Source organism: Pseudomonas sp. 06C 126, assembly GCF_001855215.1.
GTDB classification, from domain to species: Bacteria; Pseudomonadota; Gammaproteobacteria; order Pseudomonadales; family Pseudomonadaceae; genus Aquipseudomonas; species Aquipseudomonas proteolytica.
The window spans coordinates 24,243-45,859 of sequence record NZ_MIFU01000055.1 but is presented as its reverse complement, the minus strand read 5'-3'; the positions used below and the strand labels follow the sequence as shown (position 1 = coordinate 45,859).

Below are 21,617 nucleotides of genomic sequence, written 5' to 3'. Positions count from 1 at the left end.
AACGCACTTTAAGTTGCTTGCATTCATGCTTAAACCTCAGTCCGCCTTGGATTTGTCTATCGATTTGTGCCTGAGAGGCTGAGGCCCTGTAAACCCGATGTCAGGTACTGAAGAAATACTATCCCCTTCAGAGCGGTATTTTTTTTCTACTTTGATCCGTAGAAGGATTGGTTCTGGTAGGATTTACCTGTTTATTACGAATGGTGGGAAGTTATGACCGATCAGGTGCTCAGTCTGACAGATGTTAAAATCCTTACAGCCTTGCAGCAGGACGGTAGGATCACCAACCAGACCCTGGCCGACCAGATCGGCATGTCGGCCTCGCCATGCTGGCGCAGAGTTCGCCAGTTGGAAGAGCATCGTTATATTCAGGGCTACCGGGCGGTGTTGGACCGACGCAAGATCGGGTTGGGGGTGATGGTGTTTGTAAGGGTCAGAATCGACCATCACAGCGCGGCCGAGGCCAAGAAGTTCGAGCAGGAAGTGATGCAGCTTGAGGATGTGGTGGCGTGCTACAGCATCGGTGGCGACGCTGACTTCCTAATACAAGTAGTGGCGCGCGATCTTGACTCTTTTTCTGATTTCGCGATGTCGGTAGTCCGACAGCTGCCTGGTATCAAAGAGATGCAGAGTATGTTTGTGCTCAAGGAGATCAAGCCCTTTGTGTCGTTCCCGGTCAAGCGCTCCCCAGAAGCCTGAGGACAACTATCCAGGTTTCGGTTGGTTATGCGCTGTAGGAGATGCGGTGGCTGGCTGCTGCTGTCCACTTTTCCTACAGACCAAGAAATATTGAGAAAAGCCTGCAGAGATGCAGGCTTTTTTCGTTCAGGGCGGTTTTCCTGAGCGCCATCTTATTAGCCTGACTTTTATGAAGCTGTCTCCAAGCCTTCGATTCAGAGCCAAGCAGTAAGAAAATCGCAGCAATCGTGTCAACCAAGGGCGGACCAGGTAAAACCACGGTATCAACTGGCTCTGCGCAGCCCTGGGTACTTTTGATGTATGTTTGTCGCCGCCAAACGTTATTGGCATTCATGGAGGATTCTGACTGATGGCACGTGTGGGATTGATACTGACCCCCGGTTTTGCGGATTGGGAATACGCGTTGATTGCTGGAACTGCGTCCCCGTTTTACGGGATCGATGCCAGGTTTTTCGCTTCTACTACGGGGCAGTTCTGCTCGCAGGGTGGATTGGCTGTAACGGTCGATAGCAGTTTGCAACAATGTCTGGACTGGAAACCGGACGTCGTTGTCGTCATTGGAGGAATGATCTGGGAAAGTGCAGATGCACCGGATATTCGCGACTTTCTTCATGCCAGTCGTGCAAGTGGAGCGACAATTGCCGGTATTTGTGGCGGAACGCTGGCACTTGCTAGGGCCGGGCTTCTCGACACGGTTGCTCATACCTCGAACAGCGCTGACTTCTTAACGCAAAATGCCGTAGGTTATGAAGGGCGCACGCTTTATCGAAACAGCCCAGTAGCTGTGGTTGCAGACCGCATCATAACGGCACCGGGCCCTGCACCCGTTAGCTTCACCTGCGAAGTGTTCAAAGGTGCCGGGCTATCTTCAGCGATCATTTCTCAGTTCCGGTCAATGTTGGCAGCGGAACATCGGTGACCCCTATGAGTGCGAAGACTTTTAATTACTCGACCTTGTTATCTGGCAATGGGGCCGTATGAATTTCGTCAAACATAGCGGTTGCCACTGAAGCAGCATAAACAATGTATTTCACATCACTTTCTTTACTCTTGACTTCATAAATTTCACAAAGAAGACTTTTGTTGTTCTTGGGTAACACTACAGGCGACCAAGATGAAGGGCTCTTGAAGTTATGCTCAGGGCCTTTGTACGTTAAAGACTTTATGCCAACAACGGTGCGCTTATATTTTTGTCTATCAGGTCTTTTGGAGTTTTCATAGTCGCCTATAAATGATCCTAAAGAACCAGAGACAACATCTATGCACTCCCTGTCTAGCGCGGTCTCATAATCAGCCGCCGCGTATGTTCCAACGCTACCATGGTTGGAATAGAATTTTTGTCGCGGCGACAATTTCTCTTCTGGCTGCTTGGGTGTATATTCATCACCCTCGAAATAGTATTCGATGTATCCTCGCGAAATATCCACCCTGTTGTATTTTGTTCTCTTTTCTATCACGTCTTCGAAAGTATACCAGCGATGCTCAATTAGTGTGTGCTCGACGTCTAGCCCGCTCGCCATGACCTTTAATGAAAGCGCGGAGCCGAACAAGATATATGCAATATGAATATTTTTCATGAGCTCACCTGAAGCATGGTTTTTTAAAGTTTACTTTATTTTAATCAGTGCACGATAGAGTTGTAAGTTTATCTAATAGCCGTGGAACAAAGGAAAACTAGTCGGGCAGAAAACCCCACTCCGACTGAGAGATACCTGGGCCAACCGAGTAAGGCTTCAAATGGCGGAAAGAACCCGGGATCTGGCTCTCTTCGATCTGGCCATCGACAGCAAGCTTCGAGCCTGCGACTTAACCAAGCTCCGCGTGCGCGATGTTGCTCATGGGGAGCACTTATCATCACGAGCCATGGTGATGCAGCAGAAAACGCAGCGGCCTGTGCAGTTTGAGATCACTGAGCAAACACTATCTGCTCTCGGGGCCTTGATAGAGCCATGTATGGCACACACACAATGAGACGTACGAAGGCATCACTGATCTATCGCAGGACGAAGTCAGACCGTCGCTAACCGGCCCAGGCTGTGTGAAAACGCAGACGTCAGATCAGAGCTTTGCTACTTATAAAAAAGCGCCGGAAATTTGAAGTCGGCGTTGACTATAAACTCCGTGACATGAGGTATTGCTCCTTCCCCCAAGCCTCAAAGCGCTCCAACACTTTCCAGCCAAGTTGGGTGTAATAGTTGCTCTGGTTATGGGTGTGCAAGTACAAGGTAGTGAACCCAGCGTCTCTTGCATGGACACAGATGCCTTCGATTAACTGCGCCGCGAGCCCTCTCCTGCGAGCTTCAGGTGCGATGAACACGCACGCAAGCCACGGGCCTAGATCCGGTCGGTCAGATAGGTCGTTATTGGCAAGCGTCGCGCCACCTAGCAACTGGTCTCGTTCCGTTGCGATCAGACACTTCCAACTGCCATCACGCTGTCCCTCAGAGAACTCGTGTTTCCAGCTCGAAAGAGATTGCTGCGTAAACTCATAACTGAATTCCCGGTAAAGCCATTCGGCCATAACGCCGCACTTGTCCATTTGTTTATCGAGCCAATCCACTCGTAGCATCTGAAACGCTCCTTATGTATTTGTCACGCCGTTAGGGGGCGGGACAATCATACAGCCGTCTGCCGTTCCACAACTGTTGTCAGGCCGCAGTGGTATTGCAAGACCATCTGGTTGCCAGGCATAAGGGGCGCAAGTTGCTGCAACTGGATATCGACGCCATCGCCGCAGGCGGCGGTGGCGGACACTGCGTGACCAGCCACCCGCCTTGGGTTTAGCCCGTTGCGCCGGCAAGGCGCCCGAGCCGCAGCCAGCCAATCAATACGGCGGCGATCAGCAAGAACCCCAGGTAGCCAAACAGCGGATACACCTGGCCGACCAGGCTGATAAAGCCGATCAGGCTGCCGGCAAAAGCCAGCGCGGCAAAGGCCGCCGACCCGACACGGAATTTACGGGTGCCGGGTGGCAGCAGGCGCGCCGAGAAGGAGTACAAGGTGCCGACTGCGGTGTTGAGGATCATCAGGAAGATAATCACCGCCATCAGCAGCCCGAGGGCTGGCGAGGCTTCGCTGGCGATGGACAGCATGGGCATCGGCAGGTCTGCCACGCTGTCCAGGCGCGACAACAGTCCCAGGCTCATCACCAGCATCAGCAGGCCCAAGATGGCGCCGCCGAGAATCCCGCCCCAGACCGCCTGTTTTTCGCTTTTCGCCGCGCCGCCCATGATCGCCAGGATCGGTACGCCGGCCACGATGTTATAGGACACGTACAGCAATGCACCGAGCAGCCAATGGCTGGCGCCGGCGCTCTGGCGGCTGGCCACCTGATCCAGCTCGGCGAAGCTCAGGCCCCGGGTGGCTGCGCCGTAGAGCGCTACGCCGACGGCAGTGAGGATCAGAAACGGCGTGACCGAACCGATCAGGCCGATGACTTTATGCACGTCCAGGCACACGATAGCGATTACCACCAGGGTGACCGCCACGCTGCCCAATGTGGCCGGGATGCCGAACTGCTGCTCCAGCAACGCACCGCCGCCTGCCAGCATGACCACGGTGACCGCAAACATGAAAAAGGTGATCATCAGGTCGACCAGTACCCCCAGGTGGCGCCCGCACAATGCATACACCACGTCTTTATGGGAGGTGGCGCGCAGGCGGTTGCCCATGCCCGCCAGCGCCATGCCGAGGAAGGTGAACAGTGCGGCGCTGAGCACCGCACCGAGCAACCCCCATACGCCGAAATCGACGAACATCAGCAACAGTTCCCGGCCCGAGGCGAACCCCGCACCGACGATCACACCGACAAATGCACCGGCAATCTTCAGACTTTCTTTCATGACGACTTCCCTTGAATTGTTGTTGTTAAGGGGCGTGCGAGCTTGCTTGTGAAACACCGTGACGACAACGGGCTGTCCTCGCCAGGTATCAGCGGGTTGGCGGGCCGACCCAGGCCTGGACTTCGATTTCTACATCGACCCCCAGCGCCAGTTGCGCCCCGACGGTGGAGCGCACCGGGAAACCTTGTTTGAAGTAGCGCGCATACACCTCGTTGAAACCGGCGAAGTGCTGCATATCCGACAGCCACACCGTGGCCTTGACCACTTGATCAAACCCCACGCCGCATTCGGCCAGGGTTTCGCCGATGCGGCTCATGACGGCTTCGGTTTGCTGCTGGATATCACCGCGTACCACTTCGCCTTTCGGATCCATGGGCACCTGCCCGGAGAGGTACAGCAAATCGCCCACCCGAATGGCTTTGGAAAACGGGTAGGGCAGGTGGCTGGGGTAACGCTGGAGACTTTCTGGCATGACAGGGAACCTCTGCAGAGTGAATGATCAGCGCAAGCGGGCGGGAGCCATGCGCTGTGGTTCGACGCCCTGGCGCCGCAGCGCTTCGGGCAAGGGTTGATCGAGCAATAGGGAACAGGCCAGTTGCGAGACTCCGGCCGCCGACTGGATGCCATAACCGCCCTGGGCGGCGAGCCAGAAGAAGCCTTCACAGCGCTCATCCCAACCGACCACCAGGTCGCCATCGGGGACGAAAGAACGCAGGCCGGCCCAGCTGTGACGTGGCCGCCGAATGCTCAGGGAGGTGGCGGCTTCGATGTGATAAATCCCCGTGGCGATGTCCAGCTCTTCGGGCATCACGTCCTGTGGCGGAACCGGATCGGCGTTGGCCGGTGAGCCCAGCAGTTGGCCGGCGTCGGGTTTGAAGTAAAAACTTTCGTCGATGCCGATAACGGCGGGCCAGTTTGCAAAGTCCAGGCCTTCGGGGCCGTCGAAGGTGAAGGCGGTACGCCGACAGGGTTGCAGGCCGATCGGTGCTACGCCGCATTGCTGTGCCACCTCATCGGCCCAGGCGCCAGCGGCGTTGACCAGGTTGCGCGCGCGCAGTTGTCGGCCGTCGGCCAGTGTCAGCAGCCAATGCCGGCCCTGGCGGGTGGCGCTGCTCAACTGCGCGTCACACTGCAAGACCCCTCCGGCACGACGCATGGCCCGCAGGAAACCCTGGTGCAGCGCATGCACATCGAGGTCGCGGGCCTCGGTTTCAAGCATGGCGCCGGCGATGACTTCCGGGCGCAGGCAAGGCACCAATGCCAACGCCTGTTCGCGGTCAATCAGCGAAACATTGGCCGCGCTGGCCTGATGGCTGTCGAAGGTTTTGTGTAGCAACGCTTGCTGCTCGTGACTGGCCACATACAGGCAGCCGCGTGGCTCGAGCAGCGCGTGCTCGGTAAAGCCTGCCGGTGGTTGCTCGTAGAAGGCCCGACTGGCGCGGGTCAGCGCTTGAATCTGCGCAGTGCCGTAGGCTTCCATGAACATGGCGGCAGAGCGTCCGGTAGCGTGGTAGCCCGGCTGGCTCTCACGTTCGAGCACCACCACACTGGCTTCGCCGGCCAGGCGATAGGCCAGGGACGCCCCCGCAATGCCGCCGCCAATGATGGCAAAATCGAAACAGTCACTGTCCTGCATGCCGAAGTCCCTTCTGTGTGCGAATGAGGTTTTTCTCGTTTTTGATAATTCTCACATAAGAGAAATGTAGGATATGAGAATTTTCCAGTCAAGCCTTCGTCGTGGGTTAATATTCCGGCCCTAGTCCTTACCCCGTTTTTTGTGCGACAGAGAGTCCGTATGAGTTCCGATCAGACAGCGCCCGCTTCGTGTTCCACGGCCCATCCGCTGATAGATCGCAGCCAGGTAGGTGCCCGTTTGCGGGGGATTCGCAAAGACCAGAAGCTGACGCTCAAGCAGTTGTCCGAGCGTTCGGGCGTGGCGCTGTCGACCCTGTCGAAGATGGAGTTGGCGCAGGTCTCGGTCAGCTACGAAAAGCTGGCGGCGGCAGCGCGGGCGCTGGGCGTGGACATTGCGCAGTTATTCAGCCCGGTGAAGACTGCGCTGAATCTGGTCCAGCCCACGGTGGTCAGCACCGCCATTGATAGCGCGGCGGGCTACAGCACGGGCAATTACGATTACCACCCGATGGCAGGGGATTTCCCCGGGCGGCGCATGACACCGATGTACGCGCGCATTTTCGCCCGGGAGCTGACCCAGTTTGACGACTACATCCGCCACCCCGGCCAGGAGTTTGCGGTGGTGCTGTCCGGGCGGGTGCGGATTCAATTCGAAACGGGCGAGTCCATCAGCATTGGCTGCCGCGAAACCGCCTATTTCAACAGTGGCATCGGCCATATCTACCTGGCGGAAAGCGAGGCAGACGCTGAAGTGATGGTGGTGATGACGGATTACTGAGGCGCGCTGGCGCCACTGCTCATCCAGTACTCCGCCTGGCCGCTGTGTTCATCGACCTGTTCATGGGTCACCACAAACCCTTGCGACAGATAGAACTGGCAACTGGCGGTGTTGTTTTTATACACCGCCAGGGTCAGCACGGGCCGCTGCGTCCTGGCGTGAGCCATCAAGCGTTTACCGATGCCCTGGCCCTGGCAGTCGGGAGCGACAAACAGCGCGGCCATCTGGTTGTCGAGCAGCGAGTAGAACCCCACGACCCTTGAGTCGCGTTCCATGACGTAGGTTTCCGAGGCCGGGATATACAGGTTGCGCATGTTCTCGACCTGCGACTGCCAGAAGGCGGCGTCGATAAAGTCGTGGGCGATGAGCGAGGCATCCAGCCAGATTTGCAGGACGCTATCGAGGTCTTTGGGTTGCAGGAGTCTGATCATTTTTCCAGTCTTGCGATGGGTTATTCGACACTCAGGCCGGCCGCTTTCCACTCGTCAAACCCGGCGCGCAGCCGACGCGCGGGCAAGCCATGGGCGTGCAAGGTGTTGATGGCATCGGTGGACAGCACGCAATAAGGCCCGCGGCAGTAGGCGACCACGTGCTTGCCTTTTGGCAGCTCTGCCAAACGCTGTTGCAGAGCCTGCGCCGGGATGTTCAGCGCACCGGGCAAGTGCCCTGATGCGAACTCATCTTCGGGGCGCACATCCAGCAGCACTACGCTCTGGCTTTGCATCTGCAACAGTAACTCCTCGATGGAGATACCCTCCAGGCGCTCACGTCGCGACAGGCTGTCGAGGGCGACCTCGCGTATCTCGGCATGCTGGAACGCCAGGTAGCCACGCAATGCTTCCAGCAAGGGCGCCACCGGACCGGCTCCCAGGCTATAGAGCACCCGTTTGCCATCGCGGCGCGTCTGCACGATGCCCGCGCGCTTGAGTTGCTGCAAATGCTGCGAAGCATTGGCAACAGACACGCCGGACAGTTGCGCCAGTTGTTCGACAGAGCGCTCTTCCTGGGCAATGTGTTCCAGCAGCGCCAAACGATGGGCGTGGCCCAAGGTCCGGGCGATGTCGGCCAGGGCGGTGAAACGATCAGCGGGGAATAGGGGGGTTGACGGTTTCATGGCAAAGATCCTAGCATCGGACAAACATTCAATCAATTAATTGAATGTTTGTCTGGAGGCATCTAAGTCTGTCTGTTGCTTTCACCGCCAACGATCAAAAGGAGTAGGGACGTGCTTGAGTTTCTTGGGTATTCGGTGGTTATCGGGGCTGGTGCGACCCTGGTCATGGATCTTTGGGCGTTGTTGCTCAAGCGCTGCCTGGGCGTGCCGTCCCTGGATTTCTCCATGGTCGGTCGCTGGGTCGGCCACCTTCCCCGTGGGCGCTGGATGCATGCCGGTATCGCCCAATCATCACCGGTGCCGGGGGAGGGGCTGCTGGGTTGGGTCACCCATTACCTGATCGGGGTGTTCTTTGCGGCGTTGCTGCTGCTGATGGTGGGGCTTGAATGGGCGCGACAGCCGACGTTGCTGCCGGCCCTGGCCTTTGGTGTGCTGTCGGTGGTCGCGCCGTTCTTCGTCTTGCAACCGGCGATGGGCGCCGGCATCGCCGCGTCCAGAACCTCCAGGCCCAATACTGCGCGGTTGCGCAGCACGCTGGCCCATGGGGTGTTTGGGGTGGGTCTGTACCTGGCCGCCTGGGCGCTGGTCCTGCTTACAGGGTCTGCACGATGATCTGGCCCTTGAGGTCGTTGACCATGCTTTCGATCACCGGCTTCATCGCTTTGAAGTCCTCGGGGCTGCACACCGTGTTGGCATGGGCAAACTTGAAGTAGCGGGTGATCAGGACCGTATTGCCTTCCTTGGCGTAGGTGGCCTGGTAGTCAAAGCCGGCCTGTTGCAGGGACTGCGGCTTGGGCACGGCGAGGACCGTGACTTCCTTGGGAAACTCGAAGCGGGCCTGCTCCTGGGTTTCTCCCGAGAGGCAACCGAAGCCCTGGGTGCGGTCTTTTTCCGAGGCGAAGGCAAACACGTTCTGCGCAATACCGCCCACCAGGCTGCTGAGTGCTGGTACACCGGTCGGGCCTGGCAGGTTGACCAGGTTGTCGGTGCGCCCTTCAAGGGTGTTCTTGAACGGGTTGACTTCATCTTGCAGCGAGTCGCTTTTGAACGTGCCCTGGCCCGTTTGCCCGTACCAGCCGAGGACATTGCGGATCATCGAGTCGCGGTCTGCTGGTTTCATGGCATTGAGCAGGTAGCGATTGAACTCCGAGCCCCAGCCTTCCACGGTGGTGGCGTGCACAAAGTCCGCCGCACCGTTGCTGTCGACCTTGAACAGCAGGTCGTTGCTGACCTTGCCGGTTTGCCCGGCCGGGGTCTTGGCCAGTTCGCCGGACTGCGTCAACAGCACCGGTTTGCCCAGCACCGGAATCGGCAGGTAGCCCGCGGCGATGGCCGCGGCAGTCGAGTCCAGGTACAGATCCAGGGCCGGCACGTAGGTGATCGCATGGTTGAGCACACCCAGGGTAGGCACTTTGGCCAGGGTGTAGCTGTTACCCTGGTTGACCAGCACCGGTGAGCTTTCGATTGCCACCGCGCGCAGCATGGCTTCAAGCAGGGCCACGTGGTCCTTGCAGTCGCCATAGCGGTTATCCAGCACGGCCTGGGCCGGATGCGGCACTACGCCGCCCGCGCCAACATACACCGCGACATAACGAATGTTCTTGCGCACCCAGTCGCTCAGGGCCAGGGCTTTGCTGCGCGGGGTGGTCAGGTTGGCCGTGAGTTGCTTGGCCAGGGCGGCAATGGCCGGTGTCACTTCTACCTGGGCCCTGGCCTCATAGGCCTGGGCAAAGTCCTTGTAGCTGGCGAAGGTCGAGACCGCGAGGAATTGCCCGTAATCGACATAGGACACGGCGCCGTTTTCAATGCGCGCCTTGGCCTGCGGTACGTAGTCCCAACGGTACACCTTGCGCCCAGCGGCGGCGGCCGGGGTACTGGCCTTGAAGCCCCGGGCGTCGACAAACAGCGGCTTGTCGGCCGGCAAGTCGTAGCTCAGGCTCAACTGCTCGGCGTCATAAAAGTCCGGCACGAAGAAGTCTTCGAACTGCTGGGGGAACAGTGCCGTAGTGCGCTGGCGCTGGTAACGCAGGACCAGCCGGTCACCGACCGTCACCTGCGGGAAAATCACCACCTTGACCCGCGAGTCCTGGAACATCGGCGCCTGCGAAGAGGCCGTCTCCTGTTGTTCCTTGATCTGCTCGGCGCTCACCTTTACCTGGCGGCCGTCGGGTTTACGGGTGAAGGCTTCAAGCACTTCGAGGGTTTCCAGAGAACGGTTGTAGCTCAACGAACGTTGCGCGTTGCTCTTGATCGCGCGCTCTTCGTTGATCCGCGTAACCAGTTCAATGGTCTGGACGAAACTGCCATCGGCATTGATCACGTAGGACTGTTGATTTTTTTCGAAGGTGGCCGAGTGGTCGGTTTCATCGGTGGCGGCCTGGGCCGTCAGTGAACAAGCCGCCAAAAACAGTACGCCCAGCAGGCGCAGGGAGGGCAGGTAAAAGCCTTGCATAGAGATCCTTCTGACTAATGCGACGCTCACCCGGCGAGGGCGAGCGCATTGCGATAAACAAAGTGTTTAATGCGACGCATTATTATATAGATGCTCGGACAAAGCAGGCTTTTTAATGGCAACCACGTGGCAGCGGGTCAGCGGTTGTGCACATCGCCCAACGAATCACGCTGCATCGACTGCAGGTTTTTTTCGATGGTTTCGCAGATGGCTTCGGTCTGGATCTGGTGTTCACTGGAGCGAAACGGGCTTTGCAGGTCGGTGCCGATCCGTTCGATGGCCAGCAGCATAAACCCCACCACCGTCGATGCCAGCGGGGTGAACCAGCCCAGGGACTCCACCAACCCCACCGGCACAATCAGGCAGAACAGCGAAATAAACAGCCGTGGAAAATACACATACGGGTAGGGCAACGGCGTATTGGCGATGCGCTCCATACCGCCCTGGCTGTTGGACAGGTCGACCATGGTGGATTCGATCCGCGCCAGGCGAATGCTGTCCAGGCGCCCGGCCTTGTATTCCCGGGCCAGCAGGGCGGCGGAGCCGGTGAGGATGTCGTTGGCAAAGTTGTTGGTGGCACCGTTGCGCGCGAACTCGTCCGTGGGAATAAACGCCCGTACTTCTTCGGGGCACGGTTCGCCCCGCAGGTGCGCCGCCAGGCAATTCACATACGCCACATGGCGGCGCAGCAGGGTCGACTTGATCGGGTTGACCTCGTTGTCGGGGTCGTCCAGCAACGTCAGCACCTGGCGCGCAAAGCTACGCGAATTATTCACCATCGCGCCCCACAGCGTGCGTGCTTCCCACCAGCGGTTATAGGCGCTGGTGTTGCGAAAACTGATCAGCACCACCAGCGCCGAACCGAGCAGCGTCAGGGGCATCAGCGGCAGGTTGATCTTGGCGTTGAGGAACAGCATGAAGTCCACGGTGACCGCAATATCCCAAAGCAGCAGCCAGAACAATGCCCAGCCTACATAACCCATGGTCTTGATAATCAGGCGGTACTTTTTGACGATGGCAGCTTTCAAACACAAACCTCCGAGCGGGCGAAAAGCATCAATGCCCTAGCTCGGACGGTATATGTGCAAGAAAGGTTCGCTGGGGGGCTGCCTTGGTGAGCAGACTGGTAGTGGTGAACAGGGTTGCCGTGGCGAGGGGGCTTGTCCCCCGTTGGGCTGCGCAGCAGCCCCAAAACCACCCCCTCAGCCCACCTGAAGAAACTCAATGGTCTTATTGAAATGGGGCTGCTGCGCAGCCCAACGGACAAGCCCCCTCGCCACTACCCGCTCTTTTACGGCTGCTCTCTACAGCCAAACTCAGGCGTCGTGCAGGGAAATACGCGAGGTTTCCGGCAGGGCCAGGCCACCGGCCAGGGCCAGCAAGGCCACGGCAATCAGGTAAAACGCTGGCGACAGGTTGCTGCCGGTTGTGCTGATCAACCACGTGGCCACCAGTGGCGCAGTGCCGCCAAAGATCGTGTAGGCCATGTTGTAGGTAATCGCCGAAGCGGTGTAGCGCGTGCGGGTCGGGAAGGTTTCCGAGAGCAGGGCGGCCGTGACCACACCGCACAACACCGCACCCACCGCCAGCAGCATCACGCCGACGATCGACGCAACGAACGAGCCGGAGCTGGCCATCAAAAACGACGGATACACCACCACCATCAACAGCCCGCAGGCGGTCATCACCGTGACGCGTCGCCCGACGCGGTCGGAGTACCAGCCCGCCGCCGGGCACATCGCCGCGGCGAAGATCAGCGCAATCAGCGACACCAGCAGCGCCGTCGCCCGACTCAGGCCACCGGCCACTTGCAGGTACGTCGCAAAGTAGGTGGTGAACATATAGAACGACAGCGCCGTCAGCGACACAAACGCGCCCAGGCAGCAGATCGCCGCGCCATGGTTGCGCAGGGTTTCCTTGAGTGGCGAGTGGGCCACGGCATGCTCTTGTTTCACCGCCTGGAACGCCGGTGTTTCATCCAGCCGCCAGCGCAGGTACAGCCCCACCAGGCCCAGCGGCGCGGCGATCAGGAACGGCAGGCGCCAGCCCCAACTGCCCATGGCCTCGGCTGACAGCGAGGCTTCCAGCGCATAGGCCACCACCGCCGCCGAGGCGAAGGCGGCAAAGGTCGACACCGGGATAAAGCTGCCGTACCACGCCCGTTTGTCGCTGGGCGCGTGCTCCATCAGATAGGCACAGGCCCCGGCGTATTCACCCCCGGCGGAAAAGCCCTGGGCGCAGCGGATCAGCGACAACAGGATCGGCGCCGTAACGCCAATCGCAGCATAGGTGGGCAACAAGCCGATCAACGTAGTCGCACCCGCCATCAGCAAAATCGTCATTGCCAGGGTGCGCTTGCGGCCGATGCGATCACCCAGCATGCCGAAAAAGATCCCGCCCAGGGGCCTGAACGCAAAGGCCACGGCAAATACCGCGAACGTCTTGAGCAACGCCGCGCTGGCATCGCCACTGGGGAAAAACTGCTGGGCGATGGTGGTGGCGAGAAAGCCATACACGGCAAAGTCGAACCATTCGACAAAATTGCCGATACCGGCGGCGACGATGACTTTTCTCAGGGTTTGCGGCGGGACCTGTTCAGTAGATGCGCGCGTCATGGCGGGGCCTCGGCATTTCGTCAGTGATCGCTCGATTATCAGGAAAGAGCCCGCAGCGACTTACTTCAAAAGTGTCATCGGCGTAGTCAGCACCGACCTGCCAAGGCAATGAAGATCAAATGTGGGAGCTGGCAGGCCGGCGATAGCGGCAGGTCAGCCAACATCAATCCCAGCAATGCCGCCGCCAGCGCAGCCTCGCAGGGCGAGACAGCTCCCACCTTGATCTTCAGGGATTGGAAGATTGCATTTCAGATCCGCTGGCTGGCGCGTTCGAGGATCCTTGGGCCCGGGCCTTCCTGGGCCAAGGTGTCGCCAGGGTTGCGCAAGGGGCAGTCGTTGAGTGACAGGCAGCCGCAACCGATGCAGTTGTCCAGGCTGTCACGCAGGGCTTCCAGGGTGCGGATGCGTTCGTTGAGGTTGTCGCGCCAGGCCGAGGACATTTCTCCCCATTGTGCGGCCGTCAGTTTGCTGTTCGGTGGGTAGCGGCCCATGGCGCGCTTGATCTCTTCCAGGGGGATGCCGGTGCGTTGCGCCACCTTGATGATCGCGATGCTGCGCAGCACCAGCGACGGGAAGCGTCGTTGGTTGCCAGCGTTGCGCGTGCTGGCGATCAAGCCCTTGGATTCGTAGAAGTGCAGGGTGGAGATCGGTACGCCGCTGCGCCTGGCAACCTCGCCGATGGTGAGGGAGCGCACACCGTCGGGGTTCTTTTCTGCTGCCATGGGTGTTGCCCTCAAGTTAAGTTGAGGTTTTATAGTCCTGCCCGATCTTTGCTGCAACCGCTTTCCATCGCCAGTGCGGGGTGGGGCGGCAGCGAACACACCACAAATGAGCGGAGCAGGGCATGGGCAGAAGGATGCTAGTGGGCGGGGGCGTGGCAGCGGTAGCGGTGCTGGCCCTGGTTATCACGTTATGGGGTAATCAACCCTCAACCCAGGCCGCAGCGGCGTGGCCGGTGGCCAAGGTGGCGCTGGCCAAGGTGCGCCAGGGTGAGGCGCCGAGGCAGGCCTTTGCCGCCGGGGAACTGGAGGCGGCCAACCAGGTAGAGGTGGCGGCGGAAACCGCCGGGCGTATCACGCGGATCGCCTTTGAATCTGGGCAAGCGGTCAAGGCCGGGCAGTTGTTGGTCCAGCTCAATGACGCCCCCGAACAGGCCGACCGTTTGCGCCTGCACGCCCAACTGCGCAATGCCCAGACGCTGTTCCTGCGCATTAAAAAGCTTGCGGCCGTGAATGTTGCGACCCAGGAACAACTGGACAACGCCACCGCCGCCCTCGACATGGCCAAGGGTGAGCTGCAACAGGTCGATGCGCTGATTGCGCAAAAAGCTATCCGTGCGCCATTCGCCGGGCAGGTGGGGATCCGCCGCGTGCACCAAGGCCAGTACCTGCAGACCGGGGAAGCCATCGCCAGCCTGGTGGATGCCCAGCGCCTGCATGTGAACTTTGCCCTGGCTGAACAGGCGGCCCCTGGCTTGCGCGTCGGCCAGAGCGCCCAGCTCACGGTGGATGCCTTGCCGGGCGAGCATTTCCTGGCGCAGATCAATGCCATCGACCCGCTGATCGGCCAGTCGCGCTCGGTGCGGGTGCAAGCCACCCTGGCCAATCCGGGCGGGCAGTTGCAGGCTGGGATGTACGCCAGCGTGCGTCTATCGGCGGTGCAATCTCCCACGGTGCTGGTGGTGCCGGAAACCGCCATCACCTACACCGCCTACGGGCAGACGGTGTTTATCGCCAGCGCCGATCCGGCCGGCGCCTTGAGTGTGCGCCGCGTGCAGGTGACCACCGGGGAGCGCTGGCAGGGCCTGGTGGAAATCACCTCGGGCCTGGCACTGGGCGACCAGGTGGTGGTTTCCGGGCAGCTCAAGCTCAGCGACGGCATGCCCGTCGAAGCGGTCGAGCAAAACACGTTGGACGTTGAAGGGAATCGCGCCTCATGAGCTTCACCGACAGTTTTGTACGGCGCCCGGTATTGGCCCTGGTCGTCAGCAGCCTGATCGTCCTCGCCGGCCTGTTTGCCCTCGGCAAATTACCGGTGCGCCAGTACCCGTTGCTGGAAAGCTCGACCATCACCGTCAGCACCGAATACCCCGGTGCCTCGGCCGAATTGATGCAAGGCTTTGTCACCCAACCGCTCACCCAGGCCGTGTCGTCGGTGGAGGGTATCGATTACCTGGCGTCGTCGTCGGTCCAGGGGCGTAGCGTGATCACCCTGCGCATGACCCTCAACCGCGACTCGACCCTGGCGTTGGCCGAGACCATGGCCAAGGTCAATCAAGTGCGTTACCGCTTGCCCGATGATGCCTACGACCCGGTGGTCGAACTCTCGGCCGGCGACTCCACCGCCGTGGCCTACGTGGGGTTTGCCAGTGACACGCTGTCGATTCCCGAGCTCAGCGACTACCTGTCGCGGGTGGTCGAACCGCAGTTGTCCGGGATCGACGGGGTCGCCAAGGTGCAAACCTTCGGCGGCCAGAACCTGGCGATGCGCCTGTGGCTGGACAGCGATCGCATGGCCGGGCGCGGGGTGACCGCCGCCGATGTGGCACAAGCGGTGCGCAGCAACAACTACCAGGCCACGCCGGGGCAGATCCGTGGCCAATTCGTGCTGGCCGATATCCATATCGACACGGACCTGACCAGTGTCGAGGCCTTCCGTGACCTGGTGATCCGCAATGACGGCACGGCCCTGGTCCGCCTGCGCGATGTGGGCACCGTGGAATTGGGCGCAGCGGCGACCCAGACCAGCGCCACCATGAATGGTCGTCCGGCGGTGCATCTGGGGCTGTTTCCCACACCGTCGGGCAACCCCCTGGTGATCGTCGATGGGATTCGTCAACTACTGCCGCAAATCCAGCAGACGCTGCCACCTGGGGTCAACGTCGCCCTGGCCTACGAGACCGCACGCTTTATCGAGGCGTCCATCGAGGAGGTGCTGCACACCTTGCTGGAGGCCATGCTGATCGTGGTGCTGGTGATCTGGCTGTGCCTGGGTTCGCTGCGCAGCGTAGCGATCCCGGTGCTGGCGATTCCGTTGTCGATGCTCGGGGCGGCGGCCTTGATGCTGTTCTTCGGCTTCAGCCTCAACCTGCTGACCCTGCTGGCGATGGTATTGGCCATCGGCCTGGTGGTGGACGACGCCATTGTGGTGGTGGAAAACGTCCACCGGCATATCGAAGAAGGCCTGACCCCGGTGGCCGCGGCGTTGGTTGGCGCCCGCGAAATCGCCGGGCCGGTGGTTGCCATGACCCTGACGCTGGCGGCGGTGTACGCGCCCATCGGCCTGATCGGCGGCCTGACCGGCACGTTGTTCCGCGAATTTGCCCTGACCCTGGCGGGGGCGGTGATGGTCTCGGGCGTGGTCGCCTTGACCTTGTCGCCGGTGATGAGCTCGCTGCTGCTCAAGCCTGGGCAGCAAGAAGGGCGCATGGCCAAGTGGGCTGAACGGGTGTTTGGCGGGCTGGCCGCGACCTATGGCCGGGTGCTGGGTTACTCCCTGGCGCGGCGCTGGATCAGCGGCGGCGTTGCCTTGCTGGTGTGCCTGAGCCTGCCGTGGTTGTACACCTTGCCCCAGCGCGAGCTGGCGCCTCCCGAGGACCAGGCGGCGATATTGACCGCCATCAAGGCCCCGCAATACGCCAGCCTCGACTACGCGGAACGCTTTGCGAGCAAGCTCAACCGGATCATGGAGAGCCTGCCGGAAACCACCGACACCTGGATCATCAATGGCACCGACGGGCCGGCGGCCAGTTTCGGCGGGATCAACCTCAGCGCCTGGCAGGCCCGCGAGCGTTCGGCCGAGCAGGTCCAGGCCCAGTTGCAGCAGGCCGTGGGCGAGGTCGAAGGCAGCAGCATCTTTGCCTTCCAGGTCGCCTCGCTGCCCGGCTCCAGCGGTGGCCTGCCGGTGCAGATGGTGCTGCGCAGCGCCCTGGATTACCCGGTGCTGTACCAGACCATGGAAACCCTCAAGCAGCGGGCCCGTGACAGCGGCCTGTTTGCCGTGGTCGACAGCGACCTGGACTACAACAACCCGGTAGTCAAAGTCAGCGTCGATCGGGCCAAGGCGGCGAGCCTGGGCATTGGCATGCGCGATATCGGTGACTCGCTGGCGGTGCTGGTGGGCGAGCAGTACATCAACCGCTTCGCCTTGTATGGGCGCTCGTATGATGTGATTACGCAAAGCACCGAAGAACAGCGCCTGACCCCCCAGGCCCTGGCCCGCCAGTATGTGCGGACCGAAGACGGCCAGTTGATCCCGCTGTCGGCCCTGGTGCATCTGGATATCACGGTGGCGCCGAACCGCCTGTTGCAGTTCGATCAGCAGAACGCCAGCACCCTGCAGGCCATCCCGGCGCCCGGCGTTTCCCAGGGGCAGGCGGTGGCTCTGCTGGAGCAACTGGCCGGCGAACTGCCGCCGGGGTTCAGTCATGACTGGCAGTCCGAGTCACGCCAATACGTGCAGGAGGGCAGTGCGCTGGTATGGGCGTTTCTCGCCGCGATGGTGGTGATCTATCTGGTGCTCGCGGCGCAGTACGAAAGCCTGGTCGATCCATTGATCATTCTGGTCACCGTGCCGTTATCCATTTGCGGCGCGCTGATCCCGCTGGCACTGGGCTGGGCCACGCTGAATATCTACACGCAGATCGGGCTCGTGACCTTGATTGGCCTGATCAGCAAACACGGGATCCTGATGGTGGAGTTCGCCAATGAGATCCAGGTGCGCGAGCACCTCGACCGCGCCGAAGCAATCATCCGCGCCGCGCAGATCCGCCTACGGCCGGTGCTGATGACCACGGCGGCGATGACCTTCGGCGTATTGCCGCTGCTGTTCGCCGACGGTGCCGGGGCCAATAGTCGCTTTGGCCTGGGCGTGGTGATCGTCTGCGGGATGCTGGTTGGCACGCTGTTTACGCTGTTTGTCCTTCCCACTATCTATGCCTGGCTGGCGCGCGATCATCGGGTGCAGGGCCTGCGCCAGCGGCAACTGGCGGATGCCGAACGCCACCTGGCGCCAGGGCATGTCGAGGTGCGCCCATGAACACATTTATCCATTACCCGTTGTTGCTGGGGGCGCTGGCCTGCCTGGGTGCCTGCTCGGTGGGGCCGCAATACCGCGCCCCCGAGATCGCGCCGATTCAGCTGGCCAGCCCGCAGGCTGAGGACTTCGCCCAGGGAACCGCGCAGCCGCTGGCCGCCTGGTGGACCTTCTTCGACGACGCCCAACTGGCGCGCTTGATCGAGAGCGCCGTGGCCCACAACCACGATGTGCGCCAAGCGCGGGCAAACCTGCTGTTGGCCCGTGCGTATGTCGACGAGCAAGCGTTGCAGCGCCTGCCGACCATCACCAGCACGGCGGCGTACCAGCGCAGCCTGGAGCAGCAGCCGGTGACGGGCGCGCGGCCGAGCCGCAGCTTGTCCGAGTCGTGGCGTGCCGGCCTGGACCTGCAGTGGGAGCTGGACCTGTTCGGTCGCCTCGACCACTTGAACCGCGCCGCGCAATCACGGGCCGAGGCCTCGCAGGCCGACCTTGAACAGGTGCAACTGAGCATCGCCGCACAAGTGGCCCATGCCTATTACGCGGCGCAGGGCCAGCGCCAGCAACTGCAACTGGCACATGATGCCGTGCGCAGTTGGCAAGTGACCGTGGGCCTGACCGAGGCGCAAAGCCAGGCCGGGAGTGGCCTGCCAGAAGAGTTGGAGAGTGCCCGGGGCAATGCGCTGCGCGCCCAGGCGACGATTGCGCCCTTGCAGAGCCAGCTGCAACGTAGCCTTTACCGGCTGCAAGTGTTGTCGGGGCAGCGCCCGGGCAGTTTCAGCGTCGACCTCGACCCCTTGGCGCCGGGGCCACTGGCGCGGCAATTGCCGCTGGGGGATGTCGACCGGTTGATCCGCAATCGACCGGATGTGCTGCAGGCCGAACGGCTGCTGGCGGCGCGCGTCGAGGACGTGGGCGCCGCCACCGCCGACCTGTATCCGCGCTTGAACCTGGGTGGGTTTATCGGCTTCTTCGCCTTGCGCGATGGGGATCTGGGCAGCGCATCCCGGGCATTCGAATTGACCCCGGGCTTGACCTGGCCGGCACTCAACCTGGGCACCGTGCGTGCACGCCTGCGCGGCGCCCAGGCCCTATCGCAACGGGAGACCGCACACTTCGAACAGGTGCTGTTGGTGGCCGTGGAAGAAGTGGAGGGCGCCATTACCCAACTGGCCGAACACCAGCGGCATCTGCTCAACCTGGTGCAATCGGCCCGGCATGTGGAGACGGCGCTGGATATCGCGCAGCGGCGTTACAGCGCAGGTTCCGGCAGTTACTTGTCGGTGCAGCAGAGCCAGCGCGACCTGCTCACCCTGCGCCAGGCCATTGCCCAGGCGCAGGCCGCGTCCTATGGCAATGCGGTGGACTTGTACAAGGCGCTGGCCTGGCGGGCGCCGAGGCTTTACCCTGCGGCCCTCAGCGAGGCCAACGGTGCCTTGAAAAGGAACAGCAGTTGAACCAAAACACATTGTCCATGCGCCTGGAACGCGTGGCGGCGCAGGTACCCGCCGGTGCGCGCCTGGCTGATATCGGCTCGGATCACGGCTACCTGCCGGTGGCGTTGATGAACCGGGGCGCCATCGTCGCGGCAGTGGCCGGCGAGGTGGCGCTGACCCCGTTCCGCGCGGCCCAGCGGACCGTGTGCGACAACGGCCAGGAATCGCACATCCACGTGCGCCTGGCAGATGGCCTGGCGGCCATCGAGCCGGCAGACCGGATCGACACGGTCAGCATCTGCGGCATGGGCGGCGAGACCATCCGCGACATTCTTGAGCGCGGCAAGCTGTACCTCAGCGGCCAGGAGCGTCTGATCCTGCAACCCAACGGCGGCGAACAACCGCTGCGCCTGTGGCTGATGGACAACGGTTACCGCATCCTCTGCGAGGAGCTGCTGCGGGAAAATCGCTTCGACTATGAAATCATCGTCGCCGAGCGCAGTGGGCCGGTGAGCTACAGCGCCGAGCAACTGTACTTCGGCCCGCTGCAGATGCAGGCCCGCAGCGAGGCGTTCCTGGGCAAGTGGCAGCGCCTGTTGCGCTACAAGCAACGGACCCTGGACCAATTGGCCGAGGCGCGACAGGCGCTACCTGAGCAGAAGGTTGCGGAGCTGACGCAGGAGGTGCGCTGGATCACCGAGTTGCTGGTGTAGATCGCCACCATCAGAAATGCTCCAATACGCCATCCTCCGACCCAGGTGACCCGCATGCCAGACGCTACAGACCAAGCCTTCTACGACCGTGCCGATGCGCATATCGAGCTGTCGAACGAGCAACTGAAAACCCTCGAGAACCTTGGCCAGGTCAGCGCCTCGATGATGTTCGGCACGACCCGTTTCAATGCCTGGGCGAGCGCGCGCAACTTCAAGTCCGGCGCACAAATGGCCGAGTCGCGGGAAGCGATGCTGAAGTATTTCTGCGACCAGTACCGGATGATGCTGGAAGACAATCTGGATGATCACATCAACAATTTCAGCCAGTACATGACGGCCCCAGACAACTGACCGTCATTTAAGGGCGGGCGTTTACTCAATACCCGGCTGTTTACTTGGCAAACGCATATTCCCCACCCTGTTCCAGCGCCTTGCGATAGGCCGGCCGGGCCTGGAACCGCTGGACCCATGCCGCGAGGTTCGGGTAGGCCTGCAACTTGCCCTGGGCCTTGGCGATTTCGCCAATAAAGCTCATCTGGATATCCGCGCCGCTCAGTTCCTCACCCAGCAGGTACGGCGACTGCGCCAGGGCGTTGTTCAGGTAACCCAGGTAATTGGCCAGTTCCGACTCGATCCGCGGATGCAATGGCGCGCCGGCTTCACCCAGGCGGCCGACATACAGGTTGAGCATCAGCGGCAGCATCGCCGAGCCTTCGGCGAAGTGCAGCCATTGCACGTAGGTGTCGTAGGCGTCTGTGGCGGGGTCCGGTTGCAGGCGGCCCTGGCCATGGCGGCGGATCAGGTAGTCGACAATGGCGCCGGACTCGATCACCACACGCGAGCCATCTTCAAGCACCGGCGATTTGCCCAGCGCATTGATCGCCTTGAGCTCTGGTGGCGCGAGGTTGGTTTTTGGGTCGCGCTGGTAGCACTTGAGTGCGTAGGGCAGGCCGAGTTCTTCGAGCAGCCAGAGAATGCGCTGCGAGCGTGAGTTGTTGAGGTGGTGAACAATCATCATGGGAGGCTCCGCCGGGCGAGAGTGGGGTGTCTGGGAACAGACTGCTGCGCGGGCCTAGAGTGCCCTGAATCAGTTGGGCGTGTCAGAGGCAATCGGCGTGTCCTGGGCAGCTTCGGCCTCCAGTTTCAACCGGTCGGCCTTGCTGATGTACTTGTCTTTGCTCTTGGGGGCCAATTTGGCATTGGCCTTCTTGGCGTTGGCTTTCAAAATCTGGTTGAGTTTCTTACGACGGTTCATGCTTTCTACTCAGCGCGTTAATGCCTGGATGATATCAGTATGGC

At 61.0% G+C, this 21,617-nt stretch carries 23 protein-coding genes and 1 pseudogene; 10 read left to right on the top strand and 14 right to left on the bottom strand.

All coding sequences use genetic code 11. From position 1 onward, the window contains the following. Positions 1 to 213: 213 nt before the first annotated feature. Positions 214 to 699 (top strand): Lrp/AsnC family transcriptional regulator, encoded by a 486-nt coding sequence (locus tag BHC62_RS06795; RefSeq protein ID WP_070994559.1) that lies wholly within the window; start codon positions 214 to 216, stop codon positions 697 to 699. Between the two features lie 73 nt (positions 700 to 772). On the opposite strand, the gene BHC62_RS28000 is transcribed toward BHC62_RS06795, so the two are convergent. Then, positions 773 to 1,033, bottom strand: a complete 261-nt coding sequence (locus BHC62_RS28000) for a hypothetical protein (RefSeq protein WP_143007497.1) — start codon at positions 1,031 to 1,033, stop codon at positions 773 to 775. 15 nt (positions 1,034 to 1,048) lie between these two features. On the opposite strand from BHC62_RS28000, the gene BHC62_RS06790 reads away from it, so the two are divergent. Beyond that, on the top strand, positions 1,049 to 1,618 hold the full coding sequence (locus BHC62_RS06790) for a DJ-1/PfpI family protein (RefSeq protein ID WP_029294009.1): 570 nt from the start codon (positions 1,049 to 1,051) through the stop codon (positions 1,616 to 1,618). Between the two features lie 25 nt (positions 1,619 to 1,643). On the opposite strand, the gene BHC62_RS06785 is transcribed toward BHC62_RS06790, so the two are convergent. Further along, entirely contained in the window at positions 1,644 to 2,276 is a 633-nt protein-coding gene (locus tag BHC62_RS06785; protein ID WP_070994558.1) for a hypothetical protein, read from the bottom strand. Positions 2,277 to 2,355: 79 nt separating this feature from the next. Between BHC62_RS06785 and BHC62_RS28715 the strand changes: the two are divergent. Continuing rightward, positions 2,356 to 2,717, top strand: a pseudogene (locus BHC62_RS28715) (integrase); the annotation flags it as partial. A gap of 92 nt (positions 2,718 to 2,809) precedes the next feature. On the opposite strand, the gene BHC62_RS06775 reads toward BHC62_RS28715, so the two are convergent. The 4 genes from BHC62_RS06775 to BHC62_RS06760 form a co-directional block, all read right to left on the bottom strand. Next, positions 2,810 to 3,268 (bottom strand): GNAT family N-acetyltransferase, encoded by a 459-nt coding sequence (locus BHC62_RS06775; protein WP_029294013.1) that lies wholly within the window; start codon positions 3,266 to 3,268, stop codon positions 2,810 to 2,812. A 211-nt stretch (positions 3,269 to 3,479) separates the two neighbouring features. After that, positions 3,480 to 4,541, bottom strand: a complete 1,062-nt coding sequence (locus BHC62_RS06770; RefSeq protein WP_070994557.1) for a hypothetical protein — start codon at positions 4,539 to 4,541, stop codon at positions 3,480 to 3,482. Positions 4,542 to 4,629: 88 nt separating this feature from the next. Next, positions 4,630 to 5,013, bottom strand: a complete 384-nt coding sequence (locus BHC62_RS06765; RefSeq protein WP_070994556.1) for a RidA family protein — start codon at positions 5,011 to 5,013, stop codon at positions 4,630 to 4,632. A gap of 27 nt (positions 5,014 to 5,040) precedes the next feature. Next, positions 5,041 to 6,177, bottom strand: a complete 1,137-nt coding sequence (locus BHC62_RS06760) for an FAD-binding oxidoreductase (protein WP_070994555.1) — start codon at positions 6,175 to 6,177, stop codon at positions 5,041 to 5,043. 159 nt (positions 6,178 to 6,336) lie between these two features. Between BHC62_RS06760 and BHC62_RS06755 the strand changes: the two genes are divergently transcribed. Then, a complete protein-coding gene (locus tag BHC62_RS06755) occupies positions 6,337 to 6,954 on the top strand; it encodes a helix-turn-helix domain-containing protein (RefSeq protein ID WP_029294022.1) in 618 nt (205 codons plus the stop codon). On the opposite strand, the gene BHC62_RS06750 is transcribed toward BHC62_RS06755, so the two are convergent. Both BHC62_RS06750 and BHC62_RS06745 read right to left on the bottom strand, forming a co-directional pair. Further along, the gene (locus tag BHC62_RS06750; protein WP_029294024.1) at positions 6,948 to 7,385 is read right to left on the bottom strand and encodes an N-acetyltransferase; all 438 of its coding nucleotides are present in this window, start codon (positions 7,383 to 7,385) and stop codon (positions 6,948 to 6,950) included. The two genes, BHC62_RS06755 and BHC62_RS06750, sit on opposite strands and share 7 nt — an antisense overlap. A 20-nt stretch (positions 7,386 to 7,405) precedes the next feature. Next, a complete protein-coding gene (locus tag BHC62_RS06745) occupies positions 7,406 to 8,068 on the bottom strand; it encodes a metalloregulator ArsR/SmtB family transcription factor (RefSeq protein ID WP_070994554.1) in 663 nt (220 codons plus the stop codon). Between the two features lie 111 nt (positions 8,069 to 8,179). Between BHC62_RS06745 and BHC62_RS06740 the strand changes: the two genes are divergently transcribed. Beyond that, positions 8,180 to 8,680: a DUF2938 domain-containing protein gene (locus BHC62_RS06740; RefSeq protein WP_070994553.1), complete on the top strand. Its 501-nt coding sequence runs from the start codon at positions 8,180 to 8,182 to the stop codon at positions 8,678 to 8,680. Here BHC62_RS06740 and BHC62_RS06735 read toward each other — a convergent pair. The 4 genes from BHC62_RS06735 to soxR all read right to left on the bottom strand — a co-directional run bounded on the left by BHC62_RS06735 (position 8,661) and on the right by soxR (position 13,857). Next, positions 8,661 to 10,520 carry a DUF3857 and transglutaminase domain-containing protein gene (locus tag BHC62_RS06735; protein WP_029294030.1) on the bottom strand — a complete coding sequence of 620 codons (1,860 nt, stop codon included), beginning with the start codon at positions 10,518 to 10,520 and terminating at the stop codon, positions 8,661 to 8,663. The two genes, BHC62_RS06740 and BHC62_RS06735, sit on opposite strands and share 20 nt — an antisense overlap. A gap of 137 nt (positions 10,521 to 10,657) precedes the next feature. Further along, complete coding sequence (locus BHC62_RS06730; RefSeq protein WP_070994552.1) at positions 10,658 to 11,548, bottom strand: bestrophin family protein; 891 nt, start codon at positions 11,546 to 11,548, stop codon at positions 10,658 to 10,660. Between the two features lie 288 nt (positions 11,549 to 11,836). Continuing rightward, positions 11,837 to 13,135: an MFS transporter gene (locus tag BHC62_RS06725; RefSeq protein WP_070994551.1), complete on the bottom strand. Its 1,299-nt coding sequence runs from the start codon at positions 13,133 to 13,135 to the stop codon at positions 11,837 to 11,839. Positions 13,136 to 13,383: 248 nt separating this feature from the next. Further along, on the bottom strand, positions 13,384 to 13,857 hold the full coding sequence (gene soxR, locus BHC62_RS06720) for a redox-sensitive transcriptional activator SoxR (RefSeq protein ID WP_029294036.1): 474 nt from the start codon (positions 13,855 to 13,857) through the stop codon (positions 13,384 to 13,386). Between the two features lie 122 nt (positions 13,858 to 13,979). On the opposite strand from soxR, the gene BHC62_RS06715 reads away from it, so the two are divergent. Genes BHC62_RS06715 through BHC62_RS06695 form a run of 5 tightly spaced genes read left to right on the top strand, consistent with a single transcriptional unit; the run spans position 13,980 to position 20,669 of the window. Beyond that, positions 13,980 to 15,074: an efflux RND transporter periplasmic adaptor subunit gene (locus tag BHC62_RS06715; protein WP_070994550.1), complete on the top strand. Its 1,095-nt coding sequence runs from the start codon at positions 13,980 to 13,982 to the stop codon at positions 15,072 to 15,074. Next, positions 15,071 to 18,172: a MexW/MexI family multidrug efflux RND transporter permease subunit gene (locus BHC62_RS06710; protein WP_070994549.1), complete on the top strand. Its 3,102-nt coding sequence runs from the start codon at positions 15,071 to 15,073 to the stop codon at positions 18,170 to 18,172. The genes BHC62_RS06715 and BHC62_RS06710 overlap by 4 nt, the downstream gene beginning before the upstream one ends. Next, positions 18,169 to 19,626 carry an efflux transporter outer membrane subunit gene (locus BHC62_RS06705; RefSeq protein ID WP_070994548.1) on the top strand — a complete coding sequence of 486 codons (1,458 nt, stop codon included), beginning with the start codon at positions 18,169 to 18,171 and terminating at the stop codon, positions 19,624 to 19,626. The genes BHC62_RS06710 and BHC62_RS06705 overlap by 4 nt, the downstream gene beginning before the upstream one ends. After that, the gene (locus BHC62_RS06700) at positions 19,623 to 20,318 is read left to right on the top strand and encodes a tRNA (adenine(22)-N(1))-methyltransferase TrmK (protein WP_029294044.1); all 696 of its coding nucleotides are present in this window, start codon (positions 19,623 to 19,625) and stop codon (positions 20,316 to 20,318) included. The genes BHC62_RS06705 and BHC62_RS06700 overlap by 4 nt, the downstream gene beginning before the upstream one ends. 54 nt (positions 20,319 to 20,372) lie before the next feature. Beyond that, complete coding sequence (locus BHC62_RS06695) at positions 20,373 to 20,669, top strand: DUF3144 domain-containing protein (RefSeq protein WP_070994547.1); 297 nt, start codon at positions 20,373 to 20,375, stop codon at positions 20,667 to 20,669. A 40-nt stretch (positions 20,670 to 20,709) separates the two neighbouring features. Here BHC62_RS06695 and BHC62_RS06690 read toward each other — a convergent pair whose 3' ends face one another. Both BHC62_RS06690 and BHC62_RS06685 read right to left on the bottom strand, forming a co-directional pair. Further along, complete coding sequence (locus BHC62_RS06690; RefSeq protein ID WP_070994546.1) at positions 20,710 to 21,336, bottom strand: glutathione S-transferase family protein; 627 nt, start codon at positions 21,334 to 21,336, stop codon at positions 20,710 to 20,712. Positions 21,337 to 21,405: 69 nt separating this feature from the next. Then, positions 21,406 to 21,573, bottom strand: a complete 168-nt coding sequence (locus BHC62_RS06685) for a DUF2986 domain-containing protein (protein WP_070994545.1) — start codon at positions 21,571 to 21,573, stop codon at positions 21,406 to 21,408. Between the last annotated feature and the right edge of the window lie 44 nt (positions 21,574 to 21,617).

What these genes read in the sequence shown, in the direction of transcription:
- BHC62_RS06695 (WP_070994547.1), top strand. Translation starts at nt 20,373, where the DNA reads ATGCCAGACGCTACAGACCAAGCCTTCTACGACCGTGCCGATGCGCAT.
- BHC62_RS06775 (WP_029294013.1), bottom strand. Translation starts at nt 3,268, where the DNA reads ATGCTACGAGTGGATTGGCTCGATAAACAAATGGACAAGTGCGGCGTT.
- BHC62_RS06725 (WP_070994551.1), bottom strand. Translation starts at nt 13,135, where the DNA reads ATGACGCGCGCATCTACTGAACAGGTCCCGCCGCAAACCCTGAGAAAA.
- BHC62_RS06765 (WP_070994556.1), bottom strand. Translation starts at nt 5,013, where the DNA reads ATGCCAGAAAGTCTCCAGCGTTACCCCAGCCACCTGCCCTACCCGTTT.
- BHC62_RS06710 (WP_070994549.1), top strand. Translation starts at nt 15,071, where the DNA reads ATGAGCTTCACCGACAGTTTTGTACGGCGCCCGGTATTGGCCCTGGTC.
- BHC62_RS06795 (WP_070994559.1), top strand. Translation starts at nt 214, where the DNA reads ATGACCGATCAGGTGCTCAGTCTGACAGATGTTAAAATCCTTACAGCC.
- BHC62_RS06735 (WP_029294030.1), bottom strand. Translation starts at nt 10,520, where the DNA reads ATGCAAGGCTTTTACCTGCCCTCCCTGCGCCTGCTGGGCGTACTGTTT.
- BHC62_RS06705 (WP_070994548.1), top strand. Translation starts at nt 18,169, where the DNA reads ATGAACACATTTATCCATTACCCGTTGTTGCTGGGGGCGCTGGCCTGC.
- BHC62_RS06790 (WP_029294009.1), top strand. Translation starts at nt 1,049, where the DNA reads ATGGCACGTGTGGGATTGATACTGACCCCCGGTTTTGCGGATTGGGAA.
- BHC62_RS06770 (WP_070994557.1), bottom strand. Translation starts at nt 4,541, where the DNA reads ATGAAAGAAAGTCTGAAGATTGCCGGTGCATTTGTCGGTGTGATCGTC.
- BHC62_RS06745 (WP_070994554.1), bottom strand. Translation starts at nt 8,068, where the DNA reads ATGAAACCGTCAACCCCCCTATTCCCCGCTGATCGTTTCACCGCCCTG.
- BHC62_RS06750 (WP_029294024.1), bottom strand. Translation starts at nt 7,385, where the DNA reads ATGATCAGACTCCTGCAACCCAAAGACCTCGATAGCGTCCTGCAAATC.
- BHC62_RS06685 (WP_070994545.1), bottom strand. Translation starts at nt 21,573, where the DNA reads ATGAACCGTCGTAAGAAACTCAACCAGATTTTGAAAGCCAACGCCAAG.
- BHC62_RS06715 (WP_070994550.1), top strand. Translation starts at nt 13,980, where the DNA reads ATGGGCAGAAGGATGCTAGTGGGCGGGGGCGTGGCAGCGGTAGCGGTG.
- BHC62_RS28000 (WP_143007497.1), bottom strand. Translation starts at nt 1,033, where the DNA reads ATGAATGCCAATAACGTTTGGCGGCGACAAACATACATCAAAAGTACC.
- BHC62_RS06785 (WP_070994558.1), bottom strand. Translation starts at nt 2,276, where the DNA reads ATGAAAAATATTCATATTGCATATATCTTGTTCGGCTCCGCGCTTTCA.
- BHC62_RS06760 (WP_070994555.1), bottom strand. Translation starts at nt 6,177, where the DNA reads ATGCAGGACAGTGACTGTTTCGATTTTGCCATCATTGGCGGCGGCATT.
- soxR (WP_029294036.1), bottom strand. Translation starts at nt 13,857, where the DNA reads ATGGCAGCAGAAAAGAACCCCGACGGTGTGCGCTCCCTCACCATCGGC.
- BHC62_RS06690 (WP_070994546.1), bottom strand. Translation starts at nt 21,336, where the DNA reads ATGATGATTGTTCACCACCTCAACAACTCACGCTCGCAGCGCATTCTC.
- BHC62_RS06755 (WP_029294022.1), top strand. Translation starts at nt 6,337, where the DNA reads ATGAGTTCCGATCAGACAGCGCCCGCTTCGTGTTCCACGGCCCATCCG.